Genomic DNA, 10878 nt, shown 5'->3' with positions numbered 1-10878 from the left:
AACGATCGACGCCACTGCGCGGGCGAATCCGAATACCGCGAGGCCGTTGAGCTGTGTCATCGACGGCTACCGAGCGCCTCGGCAGTCGTCGTCACGTGCGATATCGAGAGAACGGAGCGGTGCGGTGGAGCCGCGTTGCCCCCTGTGGCCTCGCTTCAGCTCTGGAAGAGCTCGACCGCGAATCTACCGATCGGAATCATCGGGCGCAAGCCCCCGGATTCGCCAATTGCATAGTGTCGCAACCTATTTCACTGCCTGACAGGCAAGGCACCCGCATACTGCTATTCGTTGCCGAAGCACGCTCGGATGGGAACCGATAACGGCTCGAAGCTGAGCAATCGACCGACTCGCCGGGTAGCCGGTTATGCCGCGGCGATCAGCTCTGCCGCTGCTTCCGCGCATACAGCCACAGCAGTAGTGCCGTGCTGGTGAACGGGATGACGCCGAATGCCAAGCCGATGACTGCCATGTCGGGGTCGTCGAGGTCTATGTAGTCCCATTTGCCGGCGAGGAACTGTGTGGTCACTTGGAAGGTGGTGTGAAATCCTATGCAGGCCCACACGTTTCCGGTGGTGGCGCGCAGTGCGCCCTGCACAGCGGAGAATGCAAAGAAGAACAGGGCTCGGTCGAGGGAGCCTGCCGCGCCGATCAGGACTCCCCATGCGGTGAACAGTGCCGCTTGGCCGAGGACGGTGGCGGCGGTGGGCCAGCGTTCGCGGAGGTTGGCGAAGAAATATCCGCGGAAGATGAGTTCTTCGGGAAAGGCCTCGTACAGCAGTACCAGTGCGAGCAGTGCGAGGATCGCCGACAAGGTCTGCGGCACCGGCGCACGCACGGTGAGTTCGGCCCAGCCGAGCGAGATCATCACGGCCGCGGACAAAAGAGCGGGAATACCCCAGCATGCGGCACCGAAAAGGAAAGGGCGCCAACCGCGTCCGATCGACGACAATCCCAGCCCGGACCACGGCCGGCGATCGAGGAACCGGCGCGTCGCATAGATCAACGGCACCGTACCCAGCGTCGCACCGACCGCAGCCGCCACATGACGGCCTCGGCCGTACTCCGCGCCGAACACCAGGTCCGCCCCGCGATACAGCACCAGCCACCAGACCGTCACCGCGACGAAAACTATGACCGACCTGACCACCAACGCAGGGCGACCATCCTCGGAGCTCGCGAAAAAAGCCACGTCACGACCGTATCCCGCACTTCAGGCGGTGCACATCCTACGAAATGGTGACTCCCGAACTCGCGATTCCATTACCACTGCGGACGCGCGGTAAAGCCGTCGTGCGTCGTTCAGGCGCAGCTGAATTGGAAGGCGGCGGTCTGCGTGGCGTCCGGAATAACGTCCACCTTGACCGAGGTCGTGCTTTTCGGTTCGCAACCCGAAACCGAGGTGAACTGGGCCAGATAGCAACCAGGTGCGAGGTTAGTGGCGGCGGTGCCGTCGGGCCCGGTGGTCAAGGTGGTGAGGATCGGGCCCGCGGCGCAGGTGGTGACACCGATTTGCGCGCCCGCGACAGCGGCCGGTTCGGCACCGGTGGTCGCCGCCTGCACCCGCAACACGCCCTGCCCGGCAGGCGCTGGGTCGGCTCCGGCGATTCCCGCACCCTGCGCGATCGCCAGCAAACCCACGCCGAAAACGGACATGCCGATCAATCTGCGCATTCGAATCTCCCTCTGCACGAACAAATGTGGGCGGTCATCCGCACTCGGCAAATATAGGTCGGCCGACCGTCCGCCCGGTACAGGACACGCGATGCCACGGTCAGCGCCTTTTTTTCATTCGACCGGGCGCACGCTTGCCGTAACCTTCGAGGAAGCCGAAGGGGGCTGACGGAGGCGAGACGATGACTTATCCGCCGGGCGGGCAACCGCCGCAGGAACCGCAGTATCCGCAGCAGCCCGAGGAGCCCACCTCCTATCCGCCACCGCCGGGTGACCCACGGGCCGGCTATCCGCCGCCGGCCGGCGCTCAGCCGTCCCGGAAGAGCAAGATCGGCCTGATCGTCGCACTGGTGGCGGTGGTACTGCTCGCCCTCGGTGGCGCGGTGGTGCTGGGCGCCGTGCTGACGGCGCAGGGCAAGGGCCCGCTCGCCTCCGATGACAAGCGGATCGAGGTGGCCATCCACGACTTCTACGACACGCTGGAGTCCGAGGGCTTCCGGGCGGCCGCGGCCAAGGCGTGCGCGGCGGACCGGGCCGAGTTCGACGCGCTGCCCGAGGAGCAGAAGCAGGAGTTCGAGTCGGCGACGGTCGCGGTGAACATCGATAAGATCGAAAATGTCGCGATCGACGGTGCGGTCGCGACCGCGCACATTCTCGGCACACTCACCCTGGAGGTGCCGGGTCAGGCCCCCGACACCGATACGAGCACCACCGAGCACCTGAAGAAGGAAGACGGTAAGTGGAAGGTCTGCTCCGCGAGCTCGCCCAAGAATTGACCCCGCGCCGCGCCGATGAGTGACGGCGGCATGGGCGAACGGACCGCAGGCACCTCGTGCTGCGGCCCGTCCAGGCGAACCGTGCTCGGCGCCATCGGCCTTGCCACCCTCCTACCCTTCACGCGCCCGAGTTCGGCTCGGGCCCAACCGCATCCGCTGATCGCCACCGACCTGGAGGTCGTCACGATCACCGACCGCTCGGTGATCATCACCTGGACAACGGTGACGCCCGATGCCGCCGGACGACTGACACCGGTGGACGCCGACGCGGAAGTTCTTCTGACACCCGCTGATTCGGCTCGCGCCCCGGTTCCCGTGCACGCCGACCCGCGGCCGACACCGTTCCACTACGCCGAAATCGACGGCCTCGAACCCGGCCGCACCTACCGTTTCGAGGCGTGGTCCCACGGCGTGCGCGCGATCCCCGCGCTCTCCTTGACCACTCTCAGCCCCGGAACTCCCGAATCCACCGGCGAATTCACCACATTGGTGCCGCCGCCCGGCCGACCACTGCAAACCCTCGCCCTCGCCAACGACGTGCACTACGGCGAGGAGGTCAGTGGCCTGCTGGTCGCCAACGTGCCGCCCGGCGTCCGTCAGGACATCCCGCCGTATCCCGAGGTGATGCTGGCCGCCCTGCTCGACGATCTGCGCCGGCCGGACCGCGGCGCCGAGCGGCTACTGATCGCGGGCGACCTCACCAACGAGGCCTCGCCGAAAGATTCGCGCGCCGTGCGTGCCCATCTCGACAGCTGGGGTGCACTCGGTACCGACTACTTCGTCGTGCGCGGCAACCACGATCGCCCCCACATCGGCCCGGCTTACGCGAGCTGCCTGCCCGCACCCGCCGACCACCACGACTGCTGGGCCGAGGCGTTCCTCCCGCGCCAGCAGCTGATCGAGCACGAGACCGGCGGCCTGCGCCTGCTCGGCCTGGACACCAGCGAACTCGACGGCTCCGGCGGCACCATCGACCGACCACAATTCGACCTGCTCGCCGAGCGACTGCGCGCCGACCCCGACCGCCCCACCCTGGTCTTCGGCCACCACCCGGTCACCGTCGAATCGGGTTTCACCAATCTGGCGGGACCGGGATTCGTCCTCAATGGCCGCGATAGCGCCGAACTCCAAGCCCTGTACACCCGCTCCCCCGGCGTTTTCCTGCACCACAGCGGACATACCCACCGAAATCGCCGCACCCGCCCCGACACCGCCTGCGCCGTGGAATTCCTGGAAGTGGCCGCGGTGAAGGAATATCCGGGCGGTTACAGCCTGCTCCGCCTGTACGAGGGCGGTTACATGCTCAACTTCTACAAAACCCGCACGGACGCGGCGCGCCGCTGGAGCGCGACCACCAGGTCCGAATACTTCGGCCTACTCCCGGATTACACGCTCGGCACCACCGCCGACCGTAATCACGTTGTCCTGCGGGATTTCTCGGGCCTGCGCTGACCGGCTGGAAATTCCGGAAACGCCGCTGCCGGACCGATATCATCCGCGCACGTCGGACGCGGTATGTTGCTTAGGTAAGCCTCATCAACATGAGGGATTCCAGCGGAAGGACCGAAGCGATGCCTGTCGGATGGAAAACGATCTCCGGAGTACTGGCCGTCACGGTAGCGGCGCTCGGCCTGCAGGCATGCTCGAATTCGTCGGATGACACTCAAGAGATCACGGTCTACAACGCACAGCACGAATCGCTCACCAAGGAATGGGTAGCGGCATTCACTAAAGAGACCGGTATCAAGGTCACGCTCCGGCAGGGCGGTGACACCGCGCTGGGCAACCAACTCGTCGCCGAAGGCGCCGCCTCGCCCGCCGACGTATTCCTCACCGAGAATTCCCCCGCCATGGCACTGGTCGAGAACGCGGGTCTGTTCGCCGACGTGGACAAGGCGACGCTGGATCAGGTGCCCGCGCAGTTCCGCCCGTCCACCGGCAAATGGACCGGAGTCGCCGCGCGCTCAACGGTTTTCGTCTACAACAAGGACAAGGTGGCGGCCGACCAGCTGCCCGCCTCGCTGCTCGACCTCGCGCAGCCGCAATGGAAAGGGCGCTGGGGCGCGGGCGTTTCGGGCGCCGACTTCCAAGCCATCGTGGCCGCCCTGCTCGCGCTGAAGGGTGAGGACGCGACCCGTGCCTGGCTGAAGGGCATGAAGGAGAACGCGACGCCGTTCCCGAACAACGTGGCCACCATGAAGGCGGTCGACGCGGGCAACCCCGACGGCGGCGTGATCTACCACTACTACTGGTACCGCGACCAGGCCAAGACCAAGGAGAGCAGCAGCCACACCGCGCTGCACTACTTCAAGAAGCAGGACCCGGGCGCCTTCGTCAGCATCTCCGGTGGCGGCGTGCTGAAGTCGAGCAAGAAGCAGGAGCCGGCCCAGAAGTTCCTGGCGTTCATCACCGGTAAGGCGGGCCAGGAGGTGCTGCGCGACGGCGACTCGATGGAGTACCCGGTCGCCAGCGATGTGGCCGCCAACCCGGCGCTGCCGCCGCTGGCCGACCTGCAGGCGCCCCCGGTCGATCCGTCCAAGCTGGACGCCAAGAAGGTCACCGCGCTGATGACCGAGGCGGGCCTGCTCTAGCCGTGGCCGTCCGGACCGCTGTCGCCTCGTCCCAGGTCGGTCGACCCGGACCCTTCGTCACGACCGTCGCCCTGCTGCTGGTGGCGGCGACGTTCGTGCCGCTGGGCTACATCGTGTCCGAGATCTTCGCCACCGGACCGGGCCAGGCCGCGGACCTGGTGTTCCGCCCCAGAGTCGGTCAGCTGCTGCGTAATACGGTCGGCCTGGTGGTGTGCACCGTGCCGATCTGCGTGGTGCTCGGCGTCGGCCTCGCCTGGGTGGTCGAACGCACCGATGTGCCCGGAAAGGCATGGTGGGGGCCGATATTCGCGGCGCCGCTGGCGGTTCCCGCGTTCGTGAACAGCTACGCCTGGGTCAGCGCCTTCCCCACCATGCACGGTCTCTCGGCCGGGGTGGTCATCTCCACCATGTCGTACTTCCCGCTGGTGTATCTGCCCGCGGCGGCCACGCTGCGCCGCCTCGATCCCGCGGTGGAGGAGTCCGCGCGGGCGCTCGGGTCGGGGCCGGTGGCGGTGTTCGCGCGAATCGTATTGCCGCAGTTGCGGTTGGCCATTCTCGGCGGTGCACTGCTCATCGCCTTGCACCTGCTCGCCGAGTACGGCGCGTTCGTCATGGTCCGCTTCGACACCTTCACCACCGCGATCTTCGAGCAGTACCAGTCCAGCTTCGCCGGCCCCGCGGGCAGCATGCTCGCGGGTGTACTCGTGCTCTGCTGTCTGGTGCTGCTGGCGAGTGAGGCGGCGGTGCGCGGCCGCAGCCGCTACGCCAGGATCGGCAGCGGCGCACCGCGCGCAGCCGCACCGATCCGCCTCGGCGCGAGCACGATTCCGGTGCTGGCCGCGCTCGCCCTGGTGACCGCTGGTGCGCTGGGCGTTCCGCTGTGGACCATCGGACGCTGGCTGCGCATCGGCGGCGCTCAGGTATGGGACTTCACCGAGCTCGGCGAGGCGCTCGGGCAAACCATCGCGCTGGCCGCGGTGGCCGCGCTGCTCACCACGCTGTGCGCCTTCCCGGTCGCCTGGATCGCGGTGCGCTCCACCTCGGTGTTCGCCCGAATGGTGGAGGGCGCCAACTACATCACCAGTTCACTGCCGGGCATCGTCATCGCGCTCGCCATGGTGACGGTGACCATCCGCTGGGCTCCCCCGCTCTACCAGACGGCGACCATGGTGGTCGCCGCCTACGTGCTGCTGTTCCTGCCCCGTGCGCTGGTCAGCGTGCGGGCCGGGCTCGCGCAAGTGCCGATCGGGCTGGAAGAGGTGTCCCGGTCGCTCGGCAAGTCCGGTCCGGTCACCTTCGCCCGAATCACCCTGCGGCTCACCGCCCCCGCCGCGGCCGCCGCCGGTGCGCTGGTCTTCGTCGCCGTCGCGACCGAGCTGACCGCGACACTGCTGCTGGCGCCCAACGGAACTCGCACGCTGGCCATGCGATTCTGGTCGCTGTCCGGCGAATTGGATTACGCGGCCGCCGCGCCCTACGCCCTGATCATGATCGTCGCGGCGGTGCCGGTGACCTATCTGCTGTTCACCCAATCGCGGAAGGCGGCCGGAATATGAGTGAGCTCGTCGTTGCCGAGGTGTCGAAGACCTTCGGCCACCATCGGGTGCTCGGTGGGATCACCCTCGAGGTGCCGGACCGGACCTCGACCGCGGTGGTCGGCTCCTCCGGCTGCGGCAAGACCACGCTGCTGCGGGTGATCGCCGGGTTCGAGGCACCGGACGCGGGTTCGGTCGCGATCGGCTCGGAAACCGTTGCCCGCGATAGGTTCTCGGTACCGCCCCAACGGCGCAACATCGGGTATGTCGCGCAGGACGGCGCGCTGTTCCCGCATCTGACCGTCGGCCAGAACATCGCCTACGGACTGCGCGGCGGATTCTACGGCCGGCGCAACGGCAAGCACCGCGTCGACGAACTGCTCGACATGGTCTCGCTGGATCCGTCCTACGCCGAGCGCCGCCCGCATCAACTCTCCGGCGGGCAGCAGCAGCGCGTCGCCCTCGCTCGCGCCCTGGCCCGCAAGCCCGACGTGATGCTGCTGGACGAGCCGTTCAGCGCACTCGATGCCGGCCTGCGCGCCACCACCAGGCAGGCCGTCGCCGACACCCTGCGCGCGGCGGGCATGACCAGCATCCTGGTCACCCACGATCAGGAGGAGGCGCTGTGCTTCGCCGAGCAGGTCGCGGTGATGCGCGACGGCCGGTTCACCCAGGTCGGCGCGCCGGAAGAGGTCTACGCCGCGCCGAAGGACCTGTTCACCGCGCGCTTCCTCGGTGACTGCGTGCTGCTCGACGCGGTGGTGGACGGCGACGTGGCGAAGTGCGTGCTCGGCCGGATTCCCGTGCAGCATGGCGCGCCGACCGGTCAGGTCACCATCATGGTTCGCCCGGAACAGCTTGTCGCCCACGAAGTTTCGGCAGGTGAGCCGGACAGCGGGGTGGTACGGGATGTCGAATTCCGCGGTGCCGACGTGATGCTCACCATCGCACTGGACGGCCGCAGTGCCGCGGTGCGGGTGCGCCGGGCCAGTGTGGCGGCGCCTGCCGCAGGCCGGCGCGTACGGCTCGAGGTGCTCGGTTCGGCTGTGGCATATGCCGAACCGAGCGTTGCCGCCTGAGGCGACCCTCGAACCCCGATGGAGCGAGCGGCGGGAATTGAACCCGCGTAAACGGCTTTGCAGACCGTTGCCTCAACCACTCAGCCACGCCCGCCTCACGATTGAGTGTGCCGTGCGCGAACTCCCGGACACACCGTTGCGCTCAGCCTGATTCGAAGCAGCGGCCTGATTCGAAGCACTGGCCTGATTCGAAGCAGCGCGCCTGCACCGCCCTCGATTCCGAGCATGCGGCCTGATTCCGAGCACGCATGGAATGATCGGACCATGTCTCGGCCACGCCCGCTCCCGCTCGACCCGATCGAGGAGGCCCATCGCCAGTGGGTCGACCACGGCTGGGGGGACGTGGCCGACGGTATGGCCGCGGTGACCTCGCTGGTACGTGCCCAGCAAATCGTGATGGCCCGGGTGGACGAGGCGCTGAAACCAACCGGTTTGACCTTCTCCCGGTACGAACTGCTCATGCTGCTGAGCTTCAGCAAGACCGGCGCGCTGCCGATGGCCAAGGCCAGCGCCCGGCTGCAGGTGCACCCGACCAGCGTGACCAATACGGTGGACCGGCTGGAGGCGGCGAAGCTGGTCGAGCGGGTACCGCACCCCACCGACCGGCGCGCGACCTTGATCGAGATCACCGCCGCCGGAAGGGAATTGGTCGCGCAGGCGACCGAGGAACTCAACACGAAAGTGTTCGCGCTGCCCGGCCTCGCACCGGATCGGCTGCACACGCTGCTGCAGTTACTGGCGGAATTCCGACACGCCGCAGGCGACTTCGACACCGGCGGCGAGCAAGCCCGCTGGTCCACGAACCGACCCGAATGAGCCGGACGTACTGGACGGTTCAATACACCCCCTGATCGACCAGGCGGTAACGGTCCGGCATCCAACTAGCGAATTTTCCGCCCCGTCGCCTTGGCAGCGGGCGCAAAAGGGTTCACCATGTAAACCATGGTGCTGGTCTTGGGGGTATCGGCGGGCGCTGGTGGCGCGCGCGCGATGCTGACACATTCCGATCAGCCGCACCTCCCGCCGATCGACCGCTGCGAGGTGCCGCGGCGCGCCGGTGGCGGCGTCGAAGAACCCGTTTTCGAGGCCATCCGGCAGATGCGCGGCGCCGCCGACCGGCGCGACGAATTGGTCACCGGAACCGCGGTGACCTGCCGCTGCACCATGCATGCCGACGCCATCCGGACCCTCGTGGGCCGCAATCGCCTCACCATCGTCGACGAACCGCTTGCCCAACTGCGCTACCTGCGCTTCACCGGCCAGTTGCCGGACGAGGGCACGGTACTGCTCTACGACCTCGGCACATCCGGGCTGACCATCACGCACGCCGACTGCCGCAACGACACCATCCTGGCCGGTAAACGCAGCACGGTGCTGGGCGGCGACGGCTACGACGCGCTGCTGCGCTGGCAGCTCGCCCGCGGCGGCGTGCTCACCGACAAGCTGACCAGCCGCAGACATCGGGAGGCGCTGAGCAGCGAGCGGGTGGTCACCGCGATCGACCCCATCTCCGGCGACCGCGAGGTGGTCACCCGCAGTGACCTGGCCGAATTGTGCGCGGCGAGCATCCATCACTCGGCCTCGTTCGTGCGTCAGCTCATCGAGGAGAGCGGCGTACAGCCCGACGCGATGGTGCTGCTCGGCGGCTGCACGCGCAGCCCGAGCATCCGCGAGGAGCTCGCGGAGCTGATCGACCTGCCGATCATCTACGACCCGGAACCCGACTACGTCTCGGCCCGCGGCGCGGTGTTACTCGCCGCGGAGCGGCACAGCGGCGACGTGCGCATGCCGCGCGTGCGGGCGGGTGCGGCGCTGTCCGCGTCGCTGGCGCACGGTACGGTGGACCGCCGCAAGCTGATCGCCGCGGTCGCGGTGACCGCGGCGCTCGGCGCGACGATCGCGGGAATCCTTGCCATGGACAACTCTTCGGCCGAACCCACCCACGGTGTCCCGCCGACGCCGATGGACATCGTCGGACCGTCGTCGTCGAGCTTCGGCTAGGCCCGGCTAAGTGGATAACTATTCTGCCGGGCGAACACGGATCAGCGGTTGGTGAACTTCGCGGGACGCTTCTCGACGAAGGCGGTCATGCCTTCCTTCTGATCGTCGATGGCGAAGAGCGAGTGGAACACTCGTCGTTCGAAGCGCAGGCCCTCGGCGAGGGTGGTTTCGAAGGAACGGTTGACCGACTCCTTCGCGATCATGGTGACCGGCAGGGACATCGAGGCGATCGTCTCGGCGACCTCGAGCGCGGTGTCGAGCAGGTCGGCGGCGGGCACGATGCGCGACACCAGTCCGGCGCGCTCGGCCTCCTCCGCGTCCATATTGCGACCGGTGAGCACGAGATCCATCGCCTTGGCCTTGCCGACCGCGCGGGTGAGCCGCTGCGAGCCGCCGATGCCGGGGATGACGCCGAGTTTGATCTCCGGCTGCCCGAACTTCGCGGTGTCGGCCGCGATCAGGATGTCGCAGATCATGGCCAGTTCACAGCCGCCGCCGAGGGCGTATCCGGCCACCGCGGCGATGGTCGGCTTGCGGAACTGGGCGAGCCGGTCCCAGCGCGCGAAGTAGTCGTTGAGGAACATGTCCATATACGACTTCGGCTGCATTTCCTTGATGTCGGCGCCGGCCGCGAACGCGCGCTCCGAGCCGGTGATTACCACTGCTCCGACCTCGTCGTCGCGCTCCAGTTCGTCCAGCGCGGCGATGACGTCGTCGAGGACCTGGGCATTGAGTGCGTTGAGCGCCTTCGGGCGGTTCAGCGTGATCCAGCCGACCCGGCCTTTGCGCTCCAGCAGAATCGTCTCGAAGTCGGGCCCGCCCGTCGCCCGACCGCCGCCCCCCATCGAATCGCTACGCGATGCATCCATCGTTAGGCACCTTCTAGTTCGAATGGTCAGGAATATCGGTGACGATACAGGAGGCGGGTTTTCCGCCCCTCCCACAGCGTCCAGGTTTTCATTTGAAGTTGTTGCCGCACAAGGCAATCCACTATCCGGGCGAGCGCGGATCGCTGATCAATTCTTGATAGACCCGCAGCCCCTCGGCGATCTTCCCGGCCGCGTGCTCGAGCTGCTCGGGCGGCAGGTACTTGCCGAACGCGGCCGCGTCGAGCAGCTGGTCACGGACCTGTTCGAGGTTCATCCTGGCCCAGTCTTGGCGGGAAAGTGGAGACACGGCCCGAACAATACCTCGAGTCGAACGCATGTTCGAGACGTGTCAACCT

General features: G+C 67.4%; 11 protein-coding genes and 1 tRNA gene. 7 read left to right on the top strand and 5 right to left on the bottom strand.

Annotation, left to right across the window (positions count from 1 at the left end; translation table 11 throughout):
• Positions 1-376 precede the first annotated feature (376 nt).
• Entirely contained in the window at positions 377-1189 is an 813-nt protein-coding gene (locus tag DBO33_RS07855) for a CPBP family intramembrane glutamic endopeptidase (protein ID WP_234390730.1), read from the bottom strand.
• A gap of 110 nt (positions 1190-1299) precedes the next feature.
• Complete coding sequence (locus tag DBO33_RS07850) at positions 1300-1671, bottom strand: hypothetical protein (RefSeq protein ID WP_159080146.1); 372 nt, start codon at positions 1669-1671, stop codon at positions 1300-1302.
• Positions 1672-1853: 182 nt separating this feature from the next.
• Here DBO33_RS07850 and DBO33_RS07845 point away from each other — a divergent pair, with 182 nt between their 5' ends.
• From DBO33_RS07845 to DBO33_RS07825, 5 genes are all read left to right on the top strand, one after another.
• The gene (locus tag DBO33_RS07845) at positions 1854-2447 is read left to right on the top strand and encodes an Rv0361 family membrane protein (RefSeq protein WP_107654430.1); all 594 of its coding nucleotides are present in this window, start codon (positions 1854-1856) and stop codon (positions 2445-2447) included.
• Between the two features lie 30 nt (positions 2448-2477).
• Complete coding sequence (locus DBO33_RS07840; protein ID WP_107654429.1) at positions 2478-3899, top strand: metallophosphoesterase; 1422 nt, start codon at positions 2478-2480, stop codon at positions 3897-3899.
• 119 nt (positions 3900-4018) lie between these two features.
• Complete coding sequence (locus DBO33_RS07835; protein WP_107654428.1) at positions 4019-5038, top strand: iron ABC transporter substrate-binding protein; 1020 nt, start codon at positions 4019-4021, stop codon at positions 5036-5038.
• A gap of 2 nt (positions 5039-5040) precedes the next feature.
• Positions 5041-6594, top strand: a complete 1554-nt coding sequence (locus tag DBO33_RS07830; protein WP_107654427.1) for an ABC transporter permease — start codon at positions 5041-5043, stop codon at positions 6592-6594.
• Positions 6591-7652, top strand: coding sequence for an ABC transporter ATP-binding protein (locus DBO33_RS07825; protein WP_107654426.1), 1062 nt, complete (start codon positions 6591-6593; stop codon positions 7650-7652). The genes DBO33_RS07830 and DBO33_RS07825 overlap by 4 nt, the downstream gene beginning before the upstream one ends.
• Positions 7653-7671: 19 nt before the next feature.
• On the opposite strand, the gene DBO33_RS07820 is transcribed toward DBO33_RS07825, so the two are convergent.
• Positions 7672-7746 (bottom strand) — tRNA-Cys (locus tag DBO33_RS07820).
• Positions 7747-7916: 170 nt separating this feature from the next.
• Here DBO33_RS07820 and DBO33_RS07815 point away from each other — a divergent pair.
• Complete coding sequence (locus tag DBO33_RS07815; protein ID WP_107660064.1) at positions 7917-8468, top strand: MarR family winged helix-turn-helix transcriptional regulator; 552 nt, start codon at positions 7917-7919, stop codon at positions 8466-8468.
• Between the two features lie 126 nt (positions 8469-8594).
• Complete coding sequence (locus DBO33_RS07810) at positions 8595-9653, top strand: Hsp70 family protein (RefSeq protein ID WP_107654425.1); 1059 nt, start codon at positions 8595-8597, stop codon at positions 9651-9653.
• Positions 9654-9694: 41 nt separating this feature from the next.
• Here the strand turns inward: DBO33_RS07810 and DBO33_RS07805 are convergent, their stop codons facing one another.
• Positions 9695-10522 (bottom strand): enoyl-CoA hydratase, encoded by an 828-nt coding sequence (locus tag DBO33_RS07805; protein ID WP_325050701.1) that lies wholly within the window; start codon positions 10520-10522, stop codon positions 9695-9697.
• 121 nt (positions 10523-10643) lie between these two features.
• Positions 10644-10829: a DUF6374 family protein gene (locus tag DBO33_RS42615; RefSeq protein WP_159080145.1), complete on the bottom strand. Its 186-nt coding sequence runs from the start codon at positions 10827-10829 to the stop codon at positions 10644-10646.
• Between the last annotated feature and the right edge of the window lie 49 nt (positions 10830-10878).

This window comes from Nocardia suismassiliense (genome assembly GCF_900269665.1).
Classification (GTDB): Bacteria; Actinomycetota; Actinomycetes; order Mycobacteriales; family Mycobacteriaceae; genus Nocardia; species Nocardia suismassiliense.
Note: the sequence above shows the minus strand (reverse complement) of the source record. Positions and strands in the feature narration are given on the sequence as shown.

What these genes read in the sequence shown, in the direction of transcription:
- DBO33_RS07845 (WP_107654430.1), top strand. Translation starts at nt 1,854, where the DNA reads ATGACTTATCCGCCGGGCGGGCAACCGCCGCAGGAACCGCAGTATCCG.
- DBO33_RS07850 (WP_159080146.1), bottom strand. Translation starts at nt 1,671, where the DNA reads ATGCGCAGATTGATCGGCATGTCCGTTTTCGGCGTGGGTTTGCTGGCG.
- DBO33_RS07810 (WP_107654425.1), top strand. Translation starts at nt 8,595, where the DNA reads ATGGTGCTGGTCTTGGGGGTATCGGCGGGCGCTGGTGGCGCGCGCGCG.
- DBO33_RS07805 (WP_325050701.1), bottom strand. Translation starts at nt 10,522, where the DNA reads ATGGATGCATCGCGTAGCGATTCGATGGGGGGCGGCGGTCGGGCGACG.
- DBO33_RS07835 (WP_107654428.1), top strand. Translation starts at nt 4,019, where the DNA reads ATGCCTGTCGGATGGAAAACGATCTCCGGAGTACTGGCCGTCACGGTA.
- DBO33_RS07825 (WP_107654426.1), top strand. Translation starts at nt 6,591, where the DNA reads ATGAGTGAGCTCGTCGTTGCCGAGGTGTCGAAGACCTTCGGCCACCAT.
- DBO33_RS07840 (WP_107654429.1), top strand. Translation starts at nt 2,478, where the DNA reads ATGGGCGAACGGACCGCAGGCACCTCGTGCTGCGGCCCGTCCAGGCGA.
- DBO33_RS07815 (WP_107660064.1), top strand. Translation starts at nt 7,917, where the DNA reads ATGTCTCGGCCACGCCCGCTCCCGCTCGACCCGATCGAGGAGGCCCAT.